The organism is Acinetobacter sp. CIP 102136 (assembly GCF_000369685.1).
GTDB classification, from domain to species: domain Bacteria; phylum Pseudomonadota; class Gammaproteobacteria; order Pseudomonadales; family Moraxellaceae; genus Acinetobacter; species Acinetobacter fasciculus.
Genome location: NZ_KB850142.1, coordinates 1898642 through 1919846, shown reverse-complemented (window position 1 = coordinate 1919846; position 21205 = coordinate 1898642). Strand labels below are relative to the sequence as shown.

Sequence of the window (21205 nt, the reverse complement as noted above, 5' to 3'; positions counted from 1 at the left end):
CATTACTGATCAAGTCAGTTTTGCAAAAGCTTAGATCGTAGCAAGTGCTGCATTCAAAGTAGCACTTGGACGCATCACTGCATTTACTTTTTCTTGATCAACAGCGTAGTAACCACCGATGTCTACTGATTTTCCTTGAACTTCTGCAAGCTCAGCAACGATTTTCTCTTCATTTTCAGCTAAAGTTTTTGCAAGAGGTGCAAACTTCGCTTTCAATTCAGCATTTTCGTCTTGAGCAGCAAGTTCTTCAGCCCAGAATTTCGCCAGGTAGAAATGGCTGCCACGGTTATCAAGCTCACCTGTACGACGAGAAGGTGACTTGTCGTTATCCAGTAATTTACCAGTTGCACGGTCTAAAGTTTTGGCAAGTAACTTGATGTTGTCATTGCCTTCTTTAATACCCATTTCTTCTAAAGATACCGCCAACGCCATGAATTCACCGAGTGAATCCCAACGTAAGTGGTTCTCTTCAACTAACTGCTGTACATGTTTAGGAGCAGAACCGCCTGCACCTGTTTCGTACATGCCGCCACCCGCCATTAACGGCACGATAGACAACATTTTCGCAGATGTACCCAATTCCATGATTGGGAACAAGTCAGTCAGGTAGTCACGCAGGATGTTACCTGTTACCGAAATAGTATCTAGACCGCGTGCAACACGTTCAAGCGTATAACGCATTGCACGTACTTGTGACATGATCTGGATATCAAGACCAGTGGTGTCATGATCTTTCAGATATTTTTCAACTTTCTTGATCAGTTCGTTTTCGTGTGGACGGTACGGGTCAAGCCAGAAGATTGCTGGCATGCCAGAGTTACGTGCACGAGTAACTGCAAGTTTCACCCAGTCACGAATCGGTGCGTCTTTCACCTGACACATACGCCAGATATCGCCTTCTTCCACGTTTTGTGACATCAACACTTCGCCTGTTTCTAGGTCAGTGATGTTCGCAACACCTGCTTCAGGAATTTCGAAAGTCTTGTCGTGTGAACCGTATTCTTCCGCTTTTTGCGCCATCAAACCAACGTTAGGTACAGTACCCATGGTTTTTGGATCGAAGTTGCCATTCCATTTACAGAAATTGATCATTTCCTGGTAAATACGTGCGAAAGTTGATTCAGGCATGACTGCTTTACAGTCGTAAGGCTTGCCGTCAGCGCCCCACATTTTACCGCCACCACGAATCATTGCAGGCATAGAAGCATCTACAATCACGTCGTTTGGTGAATGGAAGTTAGTGATGCCTTTTGCAGAATCAACCATCGCTAAAGCTGGACGGTGTTCTTGACAAGCATGTAAATCAGCAATGATTTCTTCACGTACAGAGGTTGGTAAAGTTTCAAGCTTTTCGTAAAGACCCGCCATACCGTTATTGACATTAATGCCAAGCTCATCAAAAAGCTTGCCATGTTTTTCGAATGCTTCTTTGTAGTAGATTCTTACACAGTGACCAAATACGATTGGGTGAGACACCTTCATCATGGTTGCTTTAACGTGTAAAGAGAACAGGATGCCTGCTTCACGACAGTCTTCAAGTTCTTTCTCGTAGAAGTCGCAAAGTGCTTTCTTGCTCATGAACATTGAATCGATGATTTCGCCGTCCAGAAGCGCAACTTTTGGCTTAAGAACAATCGCTTCACCAGACTTGGTGATCAATTCCATTTTTACATTCCGTGCGCGGTCTAAAGTCATCGACTTTTCGCCGTGGTAGAAGTCACCTTCGTCCATGTGTGAAACGTGAGTTTGCGACCACTGTTTCCACTCGCTCATAGAGTGCGGGTGTTTTTTCACGTAGTTTTTAACGGCAGCAGGTGCACGACGGTCTGAGTTACCTTCACGTAGAACAGGGTTTACTGCTGAACCAAGACATTTGCTATAACGTGCCTTGATTGCTTTTTCTTCTTCAGTGGTCGGGTTTTCAGGATAGTCAGGGATTGCATAGCCTTTAGACTGAAGTTCCTTGATACACGCTGTTAGCTGGCCAACAGAAGCACTGATATTTGGGAGTTTGATAATGTTCGTGTCTGGATCTTGTGTAAGACGACCTAGCTCAGCTAGAGTGTCAGGCACCTTTTGCTCTTCGCTTAGGTAATCTGTAAATTCGGAGAGCACGCGCACAGCTACAGAGATGTCACTTTTGACGATCTCAACGCCAGCTGGCTTAGTAAAGGTCTCAATGATCGGCAGCAGAGAATAAGTCGCCAGTAATGGCGCCTCGTCGGTCAGTGTGTAAATGATAGTTGACTTTCCACCAGCCATATATAGCCCCTTGCGTTGGATTGAGTTTCTGAGGACCGAACTTTTGGCCCAGCCTCTTTGAACCGATTTGCTTAAATAAAAACATTGAGAGTATCGTCTTTCAGCGCATTTCAGTCAACGAAATATGCCTTTAGATTGAAATTTGGGTGAAAATTTGTACAGATTTGTATGGTTTAGCCGTGTTTATATTTTGTACAAAAAAATAATCATCTTCTGCTGTAAATCCTGATGAAAATGATCGGAAATGATTCGCTAGCCAATTGTATTCACTGAAAATGGTTTTTTGAGTCCGACATAGACTTAAACTGATCCTCGAGATGTATATCGGTACCGAATGACTTCATGCTGTTTTGCGCAAATTCAGTCAGGCTGATGATGCAAATTTGTCCTTGGCAGATGGCTACATCATCATGGAATAGCTTTGCGCTATACTGGCAAGCATTAATGAAATGATCTTAAAGATTGACACTAACAAGGAAATGTAATGCCCAGCCTGTTTATTGTAATGCTCGGTGGTCGTCATGCCCGTGCCAATACAGAAGTTCATGATGTGGTTTTGGCTGTGGGGGAGAGTCTGGAAGATACCTATCCGCAATTAAAAAATGCCTGGTTTGCGGAACAGAAAGGCTTGCATATTGATGCCTGGGCGCAAATCAACGGGCTAGAGTTCGAGGGCAAGTCCTATGTGCTGCAATTTACTGATGCACAGCCACAGCAATCCGATGAAAAACTTTGGCTGATTAATCTGGGTGGTTATGATCCACGTGAGTTTGGTGAGTTACATCGTTATGTGTTGGTGGTTGCGCAGAATGCTATGGTCGCTAAACAGCGCGGTAAAGCTTACTTCGCCCGGCACTGGCAAAAACAGCATACCGACCGCGTGCTGGATGTAGATGACTGTATTGCCATCGATCAGGTTTATGGCCACTACGTCCAACTGCTAGAGGGTAGTTTTAGCGGCAATCGCTGGGAAAATACCTATCTCACGATTTAAAGCAGTTTGCGATTGAATTAAACTTGCGGCTGGCTTGATGATTCGATAAGCGGTTTAAAAAATCTCTTTATCAAAATTTAATAATTGGCATAATACTGCCAAGGAAAAACAGTTTTGACTGAGATGGAATGTCTTAAATGGATTTAATTCAGGCAAATGGACAACCACGTTATGGACGTTTCAAGGAGCTTCCAAAAAGTATTGACTATCAGGCATATCAATACAAAAATCCTTATGGTCATGTGCTGTCAGGCTGGCGTAAGCATCTAAAATATAAAAAATTCAAATTCTGTAGTATTCAGCACGAGCATTATACGATTGGATTGGCAATTGCCGATATCGCATGGGCAGGGCATGGTTTTGTCTATGTCTATAACCATATGAGCAATGAAGTGCTGGAATGGAATGCGATTAATTTCCTGTCACGCAACACTGTGCTGGATGAACAGCCACTGTTTAATCATAGTTATTTCCATAAGTCACCTTTTCAGATCGATATCCAGCATGCCAACGGCGTGCGTTATATCAACGTCAGCAAATACGGCGAAATTAAACTCAGTGCCCGGATTTTCTGTGCCGGAACCGATCCACTGAGTATGTGCAGTCCGACCGGCATCAATGGCTGGACCTATACTCAGAAACTGACCACTTTGGGCTGTGAAGGCTTTTTCATTAACAAGCAGGGTGAAACCATTCAGTTTAATGAACGCAGCTTTGCTTCTCTGGATGATACCTGTGGCTTTTTGCGCCCGGAAACGGCCTGGTTCTGGTTGTCCTGTAATTTCTGGGATGTGAACCATAATCGGATTGGACTTAATCTGGCTTCAGGTGTGAATGAAAGTTTTGGCAATGAAAACTGTCTGTGGATCAATGGCAAGATTTATCCGTTGGCCGATGTGCTGTTCCAGCAGGAATCGGAAAACCAATGGACGATTCAGTCGCTGGATGAAAAATTGAATCTGATGGTGAGTACAGGCTGGCGCCGTTATGAAAATCTGAACCTGCGTCTGGTCGGAAGTCAGTTTAGTCAGTGGCAAGCCAAGGTTTCCGGAACGATCCAGCAGGATGATCAGGAAATTATTTTACTGAATGAATATGCCTTGCTTGAGCAGCATTATGCCAAATGGTAAAAGTGCAGGACATAAGACCTAATTTAAAAGCCTTCAATTTTTGAAGGCTCTTTTGATTTGAGCTTAATCTTTGGCGGCCTGCCAGAAGGCTTCACCTGCTTGAATTGGATCATTGGTTTCGGCTAAGGTTTTTACCCAGACATCGTATTGCGCAATCACAGGATGTTGACTGGGATGAAAATCTTTTTTAAACCAGTCCCGATATTGTGGGCCCATACGGGTCAAGGTACCGTTACGGCCAAACAACCAGGGCAGTCCTTTCAGGTTCATTTGCAAACGCTCTAAGACACTGAACCCATCATGTTTCAGCATGACATTGGCGCGATAGGCAGTATAACTAAACATCAAAAATGTCGTGCTGAGCAGGGTCATTTTGCGCATCCATTCAGGTGTTTTTGCAATATCTTTCATCACGTCAAAAGCCACATCACGATGTTCCATTTCTTCAATCGCATGCCAGGCAAACATGGCACGTACATAAGGATGCCCGTCTTTTAAGGTGGATTTTTGACCGTAAAAAGTTTCAGCCATCAGCGCAGTCAAGTGTTCTGCCGCTGCCGTCGTGGCAATATTGAACTGTGCTGAACGATGTTTGAGGTCATGAGCGAACATATTATTCAGACGCTCAATAAAATCATCGACAGGCATGCCTTGTTCACGCATCAGCTGGTTCATTTTCTCATGGGCAATGCCGTGCTGTGCTTCCTGACGAATAAAATCTGCCACACGTTTTTGCAGCTCCGGGTCTGTGATCTGATCTCGGAACAGGCGCACACTCTGAATAAAATAACGCTCGCCATCTGGAAAGGTCAGGCTCAAGGCATCGAACATGCGGGTCAGAAAGGGGTCACCGCCAAACCAGTAGCGCGGGATTTCATCCAGTTTAAAATCAAGCTGGGTCCGGACCACGGGCTTTATTGAAGATTTTAATACTGCATTCATCTTATGAATTCTTTTTTGTGACGATGCTGACAGTATGTCGGGGAATGCCGTAATTGTTTTGACAGTGCTTGCCAATTTTTATACATTTTATGCCAAATGAAAATAAAACTGCTTAGACTAAAGCAGGCAGCGGGAAGCGCGCATGCAAGAAATTAAAATATCCAATGGTTATATTCAGCTTTGGGCGACTTATCTGCGCAGTCTGCAAATTGAGCCTTTGGAAGCTGACTTTCTGCAAGATGTACATGAAGCGCTTATCCCCCTGATTGATCAGCCTTTTGCCACGCAAGTGCCGCTGGAATTATTAAATCAGCTTCTGTTAAGAACCCGGCAACATTTAAACTGTCCACAACTAATTTTCGAGATCGTGCAGGTTATTCGTCCAGAACATTTTGGCGTGCTCGGTTATATGGCTTCGCGAAGCAGCAGCGTTGCGGAAATGATCCGGCATATCATTCGCTTTCAACGACTGGTGATTGATGGCAGTGAGTTTGTACCTTTGCAATTGAAGCAGCGTGAACACAGTCTTGAATTATTTTGGGCCTATCTGGATGAAAAATATAATCTGTTAAATGAGCTGACCATGGCCGCGATGGTGCAGTTGGGGCATGTCATTTTGCAGGATCATCAACTGTTACTGCACTGTGTACGTTTTGCCCATGCGCCCGACAGGGGGCAAATGCATTATCAAAAGTTTTTTGCCAGTGAGGTGAGATTTTCTCAGGACTATTATGGCATAGAGCTGGATTTGCAAGGACTGGCACATGGGTCTGAGCAGGCTGATCCAATCCTGTTGCAGCTACTGGTTCATCAGGCAGAACAGGCGATTGCAGCCAAGCCGCCCCTTGAAAATCATTTGGAACAGGCGCAGCAAATGATTGCCGAACAGCTGCGGACCCAGCATCAGGCCATTAAAGTTGAACAGCTTGCCCGGCAGTTGTTGATGTCGACACGTAGTTTGCAGCGCTTATTCAGTACACAGGGCACTTCATTTAAAAAACTGCTGGAACAGCAGCGGATTAAACGTTGCGAGCTGTTGTTGCAGCAGGGATTAGGTCTGACCGAGATTGCCGAGCAGCTGGATTATTCTGATCAGTCGGCTTTGGCACGGGCCTATAAGGCAGCCACCGGACAGACCTTGTTAGAGCGAAAAAGGCAGTTACACAAAGCACGAAGCTGAAAAAAGCGACCGGTATCGGTCGCTTTTTTATTTTCGCAGGATGATGGATTAAGTGCTTGCTTTCACCTGAGGGAATCTAAACGCGATCGCAGCAATCGCAAAAATGGCCAGAATCCAGCAATAGTACACACCACCAATCAGTTCAACCGGCGAGATTTTTGCAATGGAACAGGCCAGTAGTAACTGTGCGCCATAAGGAATTAAACCCTGTACCACGCAAGAGAAAATATCCATCAGTGCCGCAGAACGCTTGGGATCCACCCCGTATTCTTTGGCGACTTCACGCGCCATATCACCAGACAGAATAATCGCCACGGTATTATTGGCCACAAAGATATTCGAAAACACCACCAGAAAACTAATCCCGATTTCGCCGGCACGTTGCTTCCCAACTTTAAATAGACGGGTCAAGCTATAAATGCGCTCGATCAGCCAGCGTAAACCGCCTTCTCGTTGCATGATCGCCGAGAGGCCACCCAGGAACATCGACAATAACGCCACTTCAAACATGCCGACAAAGCCATCATAAATTGAAGTATTCAGTTTGAGCAGATCAAATTCAGCTGTGGCAAACAGGCCAAACAAGCCGGAAAGTAACACCCCAATGGTCAGCACAGCGAGAACGTGTAAACGGCTAAAGGCTAAAATAAATACGGCGATATAAGGTAAAACCAGAAGCCAGTTAAAATCCTTGTATTCCACTGCATTGCTACTACTGGTACTCAACACGTAAATCAAAATAGTGACGATTGAGGCTGGAACCGCAATCCAGACGTTGACCCTGAACTTGTCACGCAGTTGTACGCGTTGGCTGGTGGTCGCCGCAATGGTGGTGTCTGAGATCATGGACAGGTTATCACCAAACATGGCACCACCGACCACTGCACCAATCGCATAAATCACATCAATATCGGTAACCTGGGTGAAACCAAAAGCGATTGGCGCACAAGCCGCAATGGTGCCCATGGAGGTACCCATCGCCGTGGCAATAAAGGCCGAGATCACAAATAACATCGGCAGAATAAATGTGGGTGGAATCACCGACAGGCCCATCTGCACGGTGGCGTCGACGCTGCCAATGGCGCTACTGACGCTGGCAAAGGCGCCGGCCAGCATAAACACCATAAACATCAGAATTAAGTTTGGATGACTGGCACCTCTGAGGAATTCCTCAATGCCCTGGTTGAGTTTGCCGCGATACACTAATGCAGCCAAGATAATCGCAGGCAGGGCAGCCACAGGCGCTTTCACCTGATAGAACGCGAACTCGGTTCCGATCAGGGAATGATAGATCCCGCTACCCAAAAATATGGTTAAAAATACAATAAGCGGCAGCAGTGCAATGGCGCGTGCCTGCACTGTAGCCTCAGAATCAGTCTGCATAGGAGATAAAAAAGTAAGAGAATAGGACTAGTATAAAGCAGGTTTTGCTATTTCAGAAAACTTTAAATGAATGCGCTAACATCTGCATTTTTATTAATTTTTATATGATAAAAATAAGTTTATCTAAATATTCAGGATTTTAGGTAATAGCAAAATTAGGCATCTTTGATCATTGAGAAAAAAATCAAAATAATCGTAAATAGACCCTTCCGAATTGTTTTGAAATCTTCGCACAGGAAATGAAGTACTCGAGGTCGGTATCGCAGACTGTTCATTGGACAAAAAATAGCGTTACAATGCGATGTCTTGTATTTCTACATAGTCAATGCCTCAAGTTTGAAACACGTTAAGGAAAATACCACCCTATGTCACGTTTAGCCACACGATTTGGACAACTTAAATCTCAACAGCGTAAAGCTTTAGTTTCTTATGTCATGGCGGGTGATCCGCATCCAGAAGTCACAGTGCCTTTGCTGCATGAGATGGTGGAAGCGGGTGTCGACGTGATTGAGCTGGGACTTCCTTTCTCAGACCCGATGGCGGATGGGCCGGTGATTGCGCTAGCTGCCGAACGTGCTTTGGCAGGTGGAACCAATACGCTAGATGCCCTGCAGATGGTGAAAGAATTTCGTTTGAAAGACCGCGAAACACCGGTGGTGCTGATGGGTTATCTGAATCCGGTTGAAGTAATTGGCTATGAAAAGTTTGTGGCTTATGCCTATGAATGTGGAGTAGACGGTGTGCTGCTGGTGGACTTGCCACCAGAAGAAGCACAAAGTCTGGGTGAAGTACTGGAAAAATATGACATGGATCAGATTTTCCTGCTGGCACCCACTTCAACCGATGCACGTATTCAACATGTAGCAAAACAGGCCAGCGGCTTTATTTACTATGTGTCACTGAAAGGCGTGACCGGTGCAGCAACTTTAGATGTCTCTGAAGCCGCTGCACGCATTCAAAAGATTAAAGCTGTGACTGATGTTCCTGTAGGCGTAGGTTTCGGTATCAGTGATGCTGCATCTGCGAAAGCGATGGGTGTTGCTGCCGATGCAGTTATTGTGGGTAGTGCGTTTGTAAAGCAGTTTGCAACGCTCGCACCAGAACAAGCCGTTATTGCAACGGTGAATAAAGTCAAGGAGCTTCGAGCAGCGCTCGATGAGTTAGTATGAGTCAACAACTGAAATCAGGCAAAATTCTGAGCCCATCGACCCCATGGACGGAGCGTACTGTTCCGGGCATTCAGGTACCCGATGAGCAAACGGCATATAAAGCGACATTTACCGAGCCTACGATTGAGTGCCCTGAATGTCATGCATTGGTGACCCGTACTGCGATGTCATTTAATGCTTATGTCTGTCCGCAATGTGATGAACATTTGCGCATGAAAGCCCGCGAACGTCTGAACTGGTTCTTTGATCAGGTACAAACAGAATTGGGTCAGGAATTTATAGCCAAAGATCCGCTGAAATTTGTCGATAGCAAAGCGTATCCCGATCGTATGGCTGAAGCGCAAAAGAAAACCGGTGAAACTGAAGCACTGGTGGTAATTCAGGGTTTGCTGAAAGGCGTACCGATGATTGCCTGTGCGTTTGAGTTCGACTTCATGGGAGGTTCTATGGGCACAGTGGTCGGTGACCGCTTTGTTCAGGCTGCAGAACATGCGATTGAAGCTCGTCAACCTTTGATCTGTTTTGCTGCTTCGGGTGGTGCTCGTATGCAGGAAGGCATGTTGTCCCTGATGCAAATGGCGCGTACTTCGGCTGCGATCCAGCGTTTAAAAGAAGCAGGTCTGCCTTATGTAGTGGTATTGACTCATCCAGTGTACGGCGGTGTGACCGCATCATTGGCAATGCTGGGTGATGTACATATTGCTGAACCGAAAGCGATGATTGGCTTTGCCGGTAAACGTGTGATCGAACAGACTGTACGTGAAAAACTGGAAGAACCGTTCCAGCGCGCGGAATATTTGCTTGATCATGGGGTAATCGATCAGATTGTTCACCGTCATGCATTACGTGATACAGTTTATCGTATCGTTACGAAGTTGATGAATTTGCATTGAACACAGCACCCTTAGCAACAGATTCTTTAAATACATGGCTCGATTATTGGAGCCATGTTCACGTTACGGGTATTGATTTAGGTCTGGAACGGGTTATTCCTGTGGCTGAAAAGCTGGGCGTGACATCTCCAGAGGCCAAAGTGCTGACGGTGGCAGGAACCAATGGTAAGGGTTCGACCACCACCACGCTGGCCGCGATCCTGAATGCGCAAGGCTTCAAGGTCGGGCTATATCAATCCCCCCACGTGTACCGTTTCAATGAGCGTGTTAAATTGCGCGGCATTGAAGTGGAAGATCAGTTGCTGATTGATGCTTTTGTTCAGGTCGATCAGGCTCGTCGCGAATGCGGTTTGAGCCTGTCTTTCTTTGAAGCCACGACACTGGCTGCTTTTGTGATTTTTAAAGATCAAGGCTGTGATGTCTGGGTACTGGAAGTGGGTTTAGGCGGCCGTCTGGATGTGGTCAATGTGGTCAATCCAGATGTGGCGGTAATTACCAATATTGGTCTGGATCATACCGACTGGCTTGGTGACACCATTGAGAAAATTGCTTTTGAAAAGGCCGGAATTATTCGCCCGGATATTCCCGTGGTATTTGGTGGACAGCAACAGATCCCGCAAGCTATTCTAAATAAAGCCCAAGAATGTAAAGCACCCTTGTATGCAATCAACCGGGATTATTTTTATGAAGCCTTTGAAGATGGCCAAAGCTGGGCTTTTGCTTCATCAGGTACGACCTTAAAACTCCCTACAGGTTCACTGGCATTAGATAATATTTCTACCGCCGTGGCCGCCATTCTGCTGAGCGAATTAAACGTCAGCCAGCAGGCAATTGCACAAGGCATTCAAACGGCAAAATTGCCGGGACGTTTTGAAATCCGTCAAATCCAGAATAAAACCGTGATTTTTGATGCAGGACATAACCCGCATGGGGTGGAATTTCTGCTGAAACAATTACGAGATTATTTAAATTACAATCAAAAATATAATGAAGTCATTTGTGTATTTTCAATGCTGGCAGATAAAGATATAAATTCTGTCGTCAAGTTATTGAAAGACACGGTTCAATTGTGGAAAATTGCACCATTATTCGTCCCACGTGCGGCAGAGGTCACAGTTTTGGCTGATGCTTTAAGCGGTGAGGCGGTAGAACAATTTGACAATGTAAAATTAGCTTTTAAATCAGCACTGGATCAAACAGATAATAATCAGCTGATTTTGGTATGTGGATCATTTCATACCTTAGAAGCGGTATGGGAGTATTTGGAAGAATGTCAATGAATAACAAACAGCGCTGGATGGGCGGTGTTGTTTTACTCGGTGGTGGTGTTTTATTGGCAGCATTACTCCTGAAAGGCCAAGATGAAATCAATCAGGACCGTCAGCAAAATCCGGCACAGGCTGCGGAAGTTGAAAATAAAGAGACAGGCAATCATTCGCTCGGTTCTTTGACGGTCGATGTGGAAACAGAAAAGCGTTTACTTGAACAGCAACGTCGTGACCGGGAAAAATCGGTTGCAGAGCAGGAAGCACGTGCAGCCGAATTTTTAGCGATGCAACAGCAGGCTGAAGCAGATGCTGCGCGTAAAGCGGCTGAAGAATATGCTGCCCTGAATGCACACCGCCTGGGACAGCAAAGTTCCGATAATATTCCGCCAGAACTGGTTGAAGACGAACAGGCCAAGCAGAAACGTCTGGCTGAAGAAAAAGCGGTGCAAGAAAAAAAGTTAGCCCAGCAGCAGCTGGACCAACAAAAAGCCAATAGTTCTACTGATGCAGCCAAGAAAGAAGCAGAGCGTAAAGCTGCTGAAAGTAAAGCCGCTGAAGAAAAACGCAAGTTAGAACAACAGCAAAAAGCCGAAGCAGAACGTAAGGCGGCTGAAGCAAAACGTAAAACCGAGGAAGAGCGTAAAGCGGCTGAAAAGAAAGAAGCTGAACGTAAAGCAGCCGAAGAAAAACGTAAGGCCGACGAAAAGCGTAAAGCTGAAGAAGCTAAGAAAAAGGCTGCAGCCGAAGAAGCCAAGAAGAAAGCAGAAGCTGAACAGGCGCGTAAGTTACTGGAAGGTGAAGAGGACAAGCAATGGATGGTGCAGGTGGCACTGGCAGCGAATGAAGCCAATGCGGATGCTGTAGCAGCCAAACTGCGTGCCAAAGGTTATAAGGTCACCAAAAGCTCAACTTCTAAAGGTGTACGCATCATGGTGGGGCCGTCCAAAGACCGTGAGACTGCAGATGCACTTCGTAAGAAAATTGCGTCTGATGCCAGCCTGAATATGAAATCAGCTTGGGTGAATGACTGGGTGCCGCTGGATAAGCGTTAATTCTTTGTATTAACCAAAGTTTCTGTAAATGGATTCGTGAGTTGCTCGCGAATCCATTTTACATTTTCAGGGGTGAATAGATTGTCAATATTGCGCCAAATGGCATGAAAGCCATAACCGCCATGTTTCATTTCCTGTAGTGCCTGCTCAATCGGCCAATGTTCAAAAATAATCCGGTACATGGCGACACTGGCACCGGTTCGGTCTGAGCCGTGATAACAATGCAGGAGCACCTTTTGATGATTTTGTTGTGCTTGCTGAATCAGTAGCATAATTTTCAATAAATCTTCCCGATCAATTGCCCAGGTATGTATGGGTACATGATGCAGCTGAAATTTTTCATTGCTCAAAAGAAAGCTGTCTTTATCCCGTGAACGTAAATTAATAACCACATCGATCTTATGCTGTTTTAATAAAGGAATGAGTTCAGTTGAAGGCTGCTCACTACGATAGACAAAATTGCTGATTTGATGAAAATTATGATTCTGATGAATGGGCTGTCCCCAATGCTGAGGACGTTGAGGTTCAGGCAGGGCCGGCGTGGTCATACAACCTGTCAGGAGGCAGCTCATCAGGATTGGAAATATGCAGATTTTCATACAGAGCATAGATGTTGTTTTTGTTATTTCAAGTTTAAAGTGGATATGGAATTTTGAATATAAAAAAGCCTATCCGAAGACAGGCTGTATCAACAAATCGAATCCGTGGCACGTCAATGTCGTATTCGATAAAACATAAAATCTGGAAAAATAGAGTTTCTCTTATTCTTTACTACGAGCTCCATCTTATCCTGTGCTACGCGCTTCGCTTGTCTTGCGCAAAATTAAAAAGGAGTCCTTTTAATTTGTTGCTCGAAGCATAGCTTCTCACCTTGCACAAGGGCAGAGCAGTGCTCTGCTTATCCTTGCTCAGGATGGGGCGTTAAGCGCAGGTAAGGCGTGACCGCTGTATAACCTTTTGGAAAACGTTGCTTGATTTCTTCCTCATCTTTCAGTGAAGGGATAATCACAACATCATCACCATGCTGCCAGTTCGCAGGCGTGGCCACTTTATGTTTATCGGTGAGTTGAAGTGAATCCACCACACGCAAGATTTCATGGAAATTACGGCCGGTCGATGCAGGATAAGTAATAATCAAACGGACTTTTTTATTGGGATCAATGACCACTAAAGAACGAACCGTTAGAGTTTCACTGGCATTTGGATGAATAAAGTCATATAGCTCGGAAACTTTACGATCCTGATCGGCAATGATCGGGAAATTCACCGTGGCGTTCTGGGTTTCATTAATATCTTTAATCCAGCCATGATGCGACTCCACATCATCAACTGACAAGGCAATCGCTTTAACACCACGTTTTGCAAACTCATCTTTCAGTTTTGCGGTATAGCCAAGTTCAGTCGTACATACCGGTGTATAGTCGGCAGGGTGTGAAAATAAAATGCCCCAGCTATCACCCAGAAAGTCATAAAAATTAATCAGGCCTTCACTGGATTGCTGTTCAAAATTCGGTGCGGTATCGCCTAGACGTAAACTCATCTTTTTAGCCTCAATTGGTCTTTTAGTGTCGAGATAGGATTTAATATGAACCAATTTTTTTATGATTAAAAATAGTGTTTTTTGCTTTCTTTATGAGTAAATTGCATAAGTAGGATATCCATCTATCCAGAAGCGCAAAAATCAGTCACTTAATTGACTATGTTGCACAGGGAAAATTTGCTACATTACTTTGCCTTAGATCTTAGGGCTAGAACTAAGGATCAGATTTTTTTAGCGGTTTTACAGCAAAACCCTTGTAGTTCAAATTTCTAGCACCATAATAACGACTAAGAACATATTCATTTGACAAGCAAGATTTAGAGAGTCTATTCATGTTGGCAAGTCTGATCGGAGGAATCTTCGGTACCAAAAATGAGCGCGAACTCAAACGCATGCGTAAAATCGTAGACAAGATTAATGTGCTCGAGCCGACGATATCTACCCTTAGCGATGCAGACTTATCTGCAAAAACTGAAGAATTCAAACAACGATATAATAAGGGTGAAACCCTCGATAAATTATTGCCTGAAGCATTTGCAGTCTGTCGTGAAGCGGCGAAGCGGGTGATGGGCATGCGTCATTATGACGTGCAGCTGATCGGTGGTATTACCTTGCATGAAGGCAAAATCGCAGAAATGCGTACCGGTGAAGGTAAAACCCTGATGGGTACTTTGGCCTGTTATCTGAATGCCATCAGTGGTCAGGGCGTGCATGTCATTACCGTGAACGATTACCTGGCGCAACGTGATGCCGAGTTGAACCGTCCATTATTTGAGTTTTTGGGTTTAAGCATCGGCATTATTTATTCCATGCAAAATCCGATGGAAAAAGCTGAAGCTTATCGTGCCGATATTACTTACGGTACCAATAACGAATTTGGCTTTGACTACCTGCGTGACAACATGGTGTTCTCGCTGGCTGAGAAAAAGCAGCGTGGTTTGACCTATGCGATTATCGATGAGGTCGATTCGATCCTGATTGATGAAGCACGTACCCCGTTGATTATTTCCGGTCAAAGTGAAGATTCTTCACAGCTTTATGCAGCCATCAATAATATTCCACGAAAATTACAGGCACAGAAAGAAGAGAAAGTGCCGGATGGCGGTCACTTCTGGATTGATGAAAAACAGCGTTCAGTTGAAATTACTGAAGTGGGTTTTGAAACCATTGAAAGTGAATTGATTGAAATGGGCTTGCTGGCAGAAGGCGAGAGCTTGTATTCAGCGTCGAACCTGAACCTGTTGCATCATGTCACTGCAGCGATCCGTGCCCATTATCTCTATCAACGCAATGTGCAATACATCATCAACGATGGTGAAGTGATTATTGTCGATGAAAATACCGGTCGTACCATGCCGGGACGTCGCTGGTCTGAAGGTTTGCATCAAGCCGTAGAAGCCAAAGAGGGTCTGGAAATCCAGCCGGAAAACCAGACTCTGGCAACCACAACCTTCCAGAACTATTTCCGTCTGTATAAAAAATTATCCGGTATGACCGGTACTGCTGATACTGAAGCAGCGGAAATGAAAGAAATTTATGGTCTGGATGTGGTGCTGATTCCGACCCACCGTCCAATGATTCGTCAAGACCATAACGATTTAATTTATTTAAATCGTGAAGGGAAATATAACGCGATTATTCAAGAAATTCAGCGTGTGCATGAAGCTGGTGTCGCACCAATTTTGATTGGTACAGCCACCATTGAAGCTTCTGAGATTCTGTCGGATAAGCTAAAAGCGGCAGGGATCCAGCATGAAGTACTGAATGCCAAACAGCACGAACGTGAAGCCGATATTATTGCGCAGGCCGGTGCGCCGCGTGCAGTGACGATTGCCACCAACATGGCCGGTCGTGGTACCGATATTCTCTTGGGTGGTAACTGGAAGGCGTTGCTGGCTAAAATTGAAAACCCGACTCCTGAAGATGAAACGCGTCTGAAAGCAGAATGGGATGTTAATCACCAGGCTGTGCTGGATTCAGGCGGTTTGCATATTATCGGTTCCGAGCGTCATGAATCACGCCGTATCGATAACCAGCTGCGTGGTCGTGCCGGTCGTCAAGGTGACCCGGGTGTATCGCGTTTCTATCTGTCACTTGAAGATGACTTGATGCGTATTTTTGCCGGTGATCGCGTAGTCGGCATGATGCGTGCCATGGGCTTGCAGGAAGATGAAGCGATTGAGCACAAAATGGTGTCTCGCTCGATTGAAAATGCGCAGCGTAAAGTGGAAGCACGTAACTTCGATATTCGTAAGAATTTGCTGAAATACGATGACGTCAATAACGAACAGCGTAAGATCATTTATAGTCAGCGTGACGACATTCTGGCAGAAAATTCACTGCAGGATTATATTGAAGAAATGATCCGTGAAGTGATGCAGGGTGTAATCGCCAACTATATTCCGCCTGAATCGATTCATGACCAGTGGGATAGTGAAGGTCTGGAACTGGCGCTGCGTGAAGATCTTTCGATGGATCTTCCTATCGGACAATGGCTGGAACAGGACCGTCGTCTGGATGAAGAAGCTTTGGTGGTGCGCATTACCGATGAAGTACTGAACCGCTACCGTTCACGTCGTGAACAAATGGGTGAAGAATCTGCAGCTTCGCTTGAACGTCACTTTATGCTGAATTCTCTGGATCGTCATTGGAAAGAGCATCTGGCGGCTATGGATTATTTGCGTCAAGGTATTCATTTACGTGGTTATGCGCAAAAGAATCCAGAGCAGGAATATAAAAAAGAAGCTTATAACCTGTTTGTAAACATGCTGGGTACGATTAAGTCCGATGTCGTGACAGATCTGTCACGCATCCACGTACCGACACCTGAAGAGCTGGCGGAAATGGAAGCACAGCAGCAGGCACAGGCTGAGGCAATGCGTTTGCAGTTATCTCATGAAGAGTTTGACGGCTTGCTGGCAGGTGAACATGAGGTGACGACCGAGCAAAATGTTCAGGCGAATCCTGTAGCACCAGTCTTTGAAGCACCGGCAAGTCGTAATGCACCTTGTCCATGTGGTTCAGGCCTGAAATACAAACAGTGTCATGGCAAGATCTAAACAGTGTTAAAAAAAATCAGAGCCACATGGCTCTGATTTTTTTATGTATGAAGATTTTTCAGAAATTGAATACTGTTTGCAGTCTTAGGAATTAAATGCTATTTAATGGCTCATTCAACACCTCAAAGTGGAATAACCTGAATGAAAAAAGTATTAAAAACGCTCATGATTGCCGCTTTGGCAATACCTGCCTTAAGTTTTGCACAAACTGCAGCGACCACAACAATTGATAAAGTTCAGCAAGCGGTAGGTACTAACACTGCTCAAGTACAACGTACCGATGCGCAAGTGACTGTAGCAAGCCCACGTACCGGCATCCGTTATACCTTTGCCAACCAGAACCGTCCGATTGTATTGCAGACCGCTGCGATTGCAGCTGCTAATGCGGCAAATGCAGACCGTATTGTTGCTACTAATCCTGCACTTTCTAGTGCAAGTCAACAACAAGCGAAACAGGCTTTACTAAGCGAATCTGGACAACTTGCACAAAATTAAAAATATCTTAATTTTAAAAACGTAGAAACCAGTCTTGATGACTGGTTTTTTATTGTGAAAACCCATAACAAATCTCAGGCTGGCTCAGGCTTTGGCTCGATTTTTTGTTGCAGATCAACTAAGCTGTATTTTTCTAAAACTTCAATATTGGACTTTAAAATGGCAGTTGGTGACGTATCTATGCCACAGATGCATGTGGTGAAAGGGGTTAAAATTGGTTCGGCTGAAGCCTATGTGCGCTATCAGAACCGACGTGACCTGGTGATATTTGAACTGGCTGCAGGCTCCAATGTTGCTGGGGTGTTTACCCAGAATGCCTTTTGTGCAGCACCTGTGCATGTATCCAAAGCACATTTGCAAGCGGGAAATCCACGTTACCTGGTAATCAATACCGGCAATGCCAATGCAGGAACAGGTCCTACAGGCATGGCAAATGCAGAAGCCACCTGTGCCAAGTTAGCTGAACTTGCAGGCGTACAGGCTGCTGAAGTGTTGCCATTCTCGACTGGTGTGATTGGTGAGCAGCTTCCAATGGAGCGTTTGCTTACAGGTTTACAGCCTGCGCTGGATTCATTGCGTGATGATGCCTGGGGCGATGCAGCGACTGGAATCATGACCACAGATACCACTCCGAAAGGTGCGTCAGAACAGTTCGAGCTGGATGGTGTGACTTATACCATGACCGGTATTTCCAAAGGTGCAGGCATGATTCGCCCGAATATGGCGACCATGCTGGGCTATGTTGCGACGGATACACCGATCAGCCGTGAACTGGTTCAACAGTTATTAACTGAAACAGTCAATGTATCGTTTAACCGTATTACAATTGATGGCGATACCTCAACTAATGACTCGTGTATTTTTATTGCCACAGGTCAGGCCGGTGGTGCTGAAATCACTTCGACTGAAGATCCACGTTATGCAGTGGTGCTAGACGTATTGACACGTACCATGAAACGCCTTGCGCAACTGATTGTACGTGATGGTGAAGGTGCGACTAAATTCATTACCGTGACTGTAGAAGGTGGTGGCAATACTCAAGAGTGCTGCGATATTGCCTATAGCATTGCGCATTCACCGCTGGTCAAAACCGCAATCTTTGCTTCTGACCCAAACTGGGGCCGTATTCTGGCAGCGATTGGTTATGCCGGTGTGCCAAATTTAGACGTTGCAAAAATTCAGGTTTGGTTAGATGATGTACAAATCTGCAAAGATGGTGGTGCGGCAGCAGACTATACTGAAGCAGCCGGTGCACGTGTGATGGCCCAGGCTGAAATGACGATTCGTGTTGATCTTGGACGAGGTCAGGCAAAAGATACGGTTTATACCTGTGACCTGTCGTATGACTACGTAAAAATCAATGCAGATTATCGCTCATAATTCAGATTGTTTATAAAGCCTCCGTTGTGGGGCTTTTTTATACTTAATGATTTTTAATGACTGGTCAAAAATAGCATTTCGCCAGAGATGACCGGGATGTAGGGTGAAAGGTTCATTGAATAGTGAACCATGAGGGTAGAGTAAGAGTTGTTATGAATGATGCGACCAAATTAATAGCCAATGAAGCTAAATCGATTGTGCAGGCGCATTTAGATCGTTTAGGTGTTCCACAAGAACATCAAATGAGCCAGCAGGAAAAATTGGACAAATTTGCACAGATCAAGGCAGAGCTGGAAAAACAGGATGCTGTTTTGGTGGCGCATTATTATTGTGATCCTGAAGTGCAAGAACTGGCTGAACTGACGGGGGGCTGTGTTTCCGATTCACTGGAAATGGCGCGTTTTGGTCGCGATCATCCAGCTTCAACGCTTGTGGTAGCTGGTGTGAAATTTATGGGCGAAACCTCTAAAATTCTTTCACCCAATAAAACCGTGCTGATGCCAACTTTGGAAGCGACCTGTTCACTGGACTTAGGTTGTCCTGTCGATGAGTTTACCGCTTTTTGCGATGCGCATCCGGATCATACCGTGGTGGTTTATGCTAACACGTCAGCGGCTGTGAAAGCCCGAGCCGATTGGGTCGTCACTTCAAGTTGTGCAGTGGAAATTATCGAACATCTGGACGGTCTGGGCGAAAAAATCATCTGGGCACCCGATCAGCATTTGGGTCGTTATATCCAGAAAAAAACCGGTGCAGAGATGTTGCTCTGGGATGGTGCTTGTATCGTACATGAAGAATTCCGTTCACGCGGTATTGCCAATATGAAAGCACTCTATCCAGATGCTGCGGTTCTGGTACATCCTGAATCACCGATGTCTGTAGTCGAGATTGCCGATGCCGTGGGTAGTACCTCACAATTAATTAAAGCAGCACAGACTTTGCCGAATCAACGTTTAATCGTTGCTACTGATCGCGGTATTTTTTATAAAATGCAGCAGGCAGTGCCGGATAAAATTCTGATTGAAGCACCAACCGCAGGAGAGGGGGCAACTTGTCGTTCTTGTGCGCATTGTCCTTGGATGGCCATGAACGAGCTGAATGGTATCTTGCATGTGTTACAGCATAAAGATCAGGAAGTGCATGTCGATCCGGTACTTGCTGAACGAGCTAAACTGCCTCTAGATCGCATGCTGAACTTTAGTGCCGGACTAAAACGTTAAAATTTGTATAAAAAATGTCTGAAGCGATTGATAAATAAACGCTTGAAGCGTTTTTTCGGTTTTTTTTAAATATAGGTGTTGACGTCTCCGGGCGTCGCGCCTAGAATGCACACCGTACCGAACGATGTTCGATACGAAAGCTGAGATGAATCGGAGCATAGCACAGCCTGGTAGTGCACCTGGTTTGGGACCAGGGGGTCGTAGGTTCGAATCCTACTGCTCCGACCAATTCTTCAAGGCAAATGATGTTTGCATCAGTAACGCGCTTGTAGCTCAGTTGGATAGAGCATCCGCCTTCTAAGCGGATGGTCACAGGTTCGAATCCTGTCAGGCGCGCCATTTGGTCGCTTGATGTTAAGAATCAAAATGATGGTGGATGTAGCTCAGTTGGTAGAGCCCTGGATTGTGATTCCAGTTGTCGCGGGTTCGAATCCCGTCATTCACCCCAACTTTTAAAGTTGAAATCGGAGCATAGCACAGCCTGGTAGTGCACCTGGTTTGGGACCAGGGGGTCGTAGGTTCGAATCCTACTGCTCCGACCATCTCCTTCAAGATGGTCGAGATAAAAGATACCGCGTTAAGCGGTTTTTTTATGCCTGAAATTCAATGTGAATAAAAAATATACAATTGTTATCGGTGGCTATCATGATGAATGCTCGAATTCCTATTAAATTATTTTTCATCTAATAAAACTGTGCATTGAAGATTGCTTTCTTCTCGCATTGCTTCACTCTTAATTTTAATCATTCAACAATTTAACCAGAGTTCATCTATAGAGTGATTATCTTGTTGAATGGAATTTTAATGGATGGATGAGGATTATATTTTTAAAATGGGTAAGGGATTCCATAGTAAATCTATTTTATTAACTCATCTGTTGTGTTTGATCTGAAATAAAGACAATAAAAAATTTTTAGATAGATATAGCAATTAAATTAACTAGAAATACCCATTGATAAGTAAATAAACTACTTTAAAACATCAATAATTGAATAAATTTTGAGTGAAAAATAGAAAAACCTGTATTTTTTGTAGAATAAATAAACAGTCGTGATATTTTTGCTGAATTATTTAAGAATAGGGGTTGTATTGGGTTGGGAATACTGTAGAATGCACATCCATCGGCGGTGATGAAGATTAAAACTTCTGATAAAACAGTGACTTAGTTAAGTTTGATTGAGTTGGGTTTTAGAAAGAAAGTTTAAAAATAGTTTTCATTACTGGTTGACTTTCTAGAG

At 44.8% G+C, this 21205-nt stretch carries 16 protein-coding genes and 4 tRNA genes; 15 read left to right on the top strand and 5 right to left on the bottom strand.

Annotated features, from left to right (window positions below; translation table 11 throughout):
- Positions 1–30: 30 nt before the first annotated feature.
- A complete protein-coding gene (locus tag F893_RS14610) occupies positions 31–2262 on the bottom strand; it encodes an NADP-dependent isocitrate dehydrogenase (RefSeq protein ID WP_005252821.1) in 2232 nt (743 codons plus the stop codon).
- Between the two features lie 484 nt (positions 2263–2746).
- Here F893_RS14610 and F893_RS14605 point away from each other — a divergent pair, with 484 nt between their 5' ends.
- Both F893_RS14605 and F893_RS14600 read left to right on the top strand, forming a co-directional pair.
- Complete coding sequence (locus tag F893_RS14605) at positions 2747–3256, top strand: DUF1543 domain-containing protein (RefSeq protein ID WP_005252819.1); 510 nt, start codon at positions 2747–2749, stop codon at positions 3254–3256.
- Between the two features lie 137 nt (positions 3257–3393).
- Positions 3394–4386 carry a DUF2804 domain-containing protein gene (locus F893_RS14600; protein ID WP_005252817.1) on the top strand — a complete coding sequence of 331 codons (993 nt, stop codon included), beginning with the start codon at positions 3394–3396 and terminating at the stop codon, positions 4384–4386.
- A 63-nt stretch (positions 4387–4449) separates the two neighbouring features.
- Here F893_RS14600 and F893_RS14595 read toward each other — a convergent pair whose 3' ends face one another.
- On the bottom strand, positions 4450–5328 hold the full coding sequence (locus tag F893_RS14595) for a metal-dependent hydrolase (RefSeq protein ID WP_005252814.1): 879 nt from the start codon (positions 5326–5328) through the stop codon (positions 4450–4452).
- Between the two features lie 142 nt (positions 5329–5470).
- On the opposite strand from F893_RS14595, the gene F893_RS14590 reads away from it, so the two are divergent.
- Complete coding sequence (locus tag F893_RS14590; protein WP_005252812.1) at positions 5471–6508, top strand: helix-turn-helix transcriptional regulator; 1038 nt, start codon at positions 5471–5473, stop codon at positions 6506–6508.
- Between the two features lie 48 nt (positions 6509–6556).
- Here F893_RS14590 and F893_RS14585 read toward each other — a convergent pair whose 3' ends face one another.
- The gene (locus F893_RS14585) at positions 6557–7891 is read right to left on the bottom strand and encodes a Na+/H+ antiporter NhaC family protein (RefSeq protein WP_004645172.1); all 1335 of its coding nucleotides are present in this window, start codon (positions 7889–7891) and stop codon (positions 6557–6559) included.
- A 365-nt stretch (positions 7892–8256) separates the two neighbouring features.
- Here F893_RS14585 and trpA point away from each other — a divergent pair, with 365 nt between their 5' ends.
- From trpA to F893_RS14565, 4 genes are read left to right on the top strand one after another with little or no spacing between them, the layout of a single operon-like run.
- Positions 8257–9060, top strand: a complete 804-nt coding sequence (gene trpA, locus F893_RS14580; RefSeq protein ID WP_005252810.1) for a tryptophan synthase subunit alpha — start codon at positions 8257–8259, stop codon at positions 9058–9060.
- Positions 9057–9953, top strand: coding sequence for an acetyl-CoA carboxylase, carboxyltransferase subunit beta (gene accD / locus F893_RS14575; RefSeq protein WP_005252808.1), 897 nt, complete (start codon positions 9057–9059; stop codon positions 9951–9953). The genes trpA and accD overlap by 4 nt, the downstream gene beginning before the upstream one ends.
- A complete protein-coding gene (folC, locus tag F893_RS14570) occupies positions 9950–11233 on the top strand; it encodes a bifunctional tetrahydrofolate synthase/dihydrofolate synthase (RefSeq protein ID WP_005252806.1) in 1284 nt (427 codons plus the stop codon). The genes accD and folC overlap by 4 nt, the downstream gene beginning before the upstream one ends.
- Complete coding sequence (locus F893_RS14565) at positions 11230–12273, top strand: SPOR domain-containing protein (protein ID WP_005252804.1); 1044 nt, start codon at positions 11230–11232, stop codon at positions 12271–12273. The genes folC and F893_RS14565 overlap by 4 nt, the downstream gene beginning before the upstream one ends.
- On the opposite strand, the gene F893_RS14560 is transcribed toward F893_RS14565, so the two are convergent.
- Complete coding sequence (locus F893_RS14560) at positions 12270–12872, bottom strand: dual specificity protein phosphatase family protein (RefSeq protein ID WP_005266052.1); 603 nt, start codon at positions 12870–12872, stop codon at positions 12270–12272. The genes F893_RS14565 and F893_RS14560 overlap by 4 nt on opposite strands.
- Positions 12873–13171: 299 nt before the next feature.
- Positions 13172–13813: a peroxiredoxin gene (locus F893_RS14550; RefSeq protein ID WP_005252799.1), complete on the bottom strand. Its 642-nt coding sequence runs from the start codon at positions 13811–13813 to the stop codon at positions 13172–13174.
- A gap of 332 nt (positions 13814–14145) precedes the next feature.
- Between F893_RS14550 and secA the strand changes: the two genes are divergently transcribed.
- The 8 genes from secA (at position 14146) to F893_RS14510 (ending at position 20509) form a co-directional block, all read left to right on the top strand.
- Positions 14146–16872 (top strand): preprotein translocase subunit SecA, encoded by a 2727-nt coding sequence (gene secA / locus F893_RS14545; RefSeq protein WP_005252796.1) that lies wholly within the window; start codon positions 14146–14148, stop codon positions 16870–16872.
- A gap of 141 nt (positions 16873–17013) precedes the next feature.
- A complete protein-coding gene (locus F893_RS14540) occupies positions 17014–17367 on the top strand; it encodes a hypothetical protein (RefSeq protein ID WP_004645181.1) in 354 nt (117 codons plus the stop codon).
- A gap of 159 nt (positions 17368–17526) precedes the next feature.
- A complete protein-coding gene (gene argJ / locus F893_RS14535; RefSeq protein ID WP_005252791.1) occupies positions 17527–18747 on the top strand; it encodes a bifunctional glutamate N-acetyltransferase/amino-acid acetyltransferase ArgJ in 1221 nt (406 codons plus the stop codon).
- A gap of 152 nt (positions 18748–18899) precedes the next feature.
- A complete protein-coding gene (gene nadA, locus F893_RS14530) occupies positions 18900–19967 on the top strand; it encodes a quinolinate synthase NadA (RefSeq protein WP_005252789.1) in 1068 nt (355 codons plus the stop codon).
- 151 nt (positions 19968–20118) lie between these two features.
- A tRNA-Pro gene (locus F893_RS14525) sits at positions 20119–20195 on the top strand.
- Positions 20196–20229: 34 nt separating this feature from the next.
- A tRNA-Arg gene (locus F893_RS14520) sits at positions 20230–20306 on the top strand.
- A 33-nt stretch (positions 20307–20339) separates the two neighbouring features.
- Positions 20340–20415, top strand: a tRNA-His gene (locus F893_RS14515).
- 17 nt (positions 20416–20432) lie between these two features.
- Positions 20433–20509, top strand: a tRNA-Pro gene (locus F893_RS14510).
- Positions 20510–21205 lie beyond the last annotated feature (696 nt).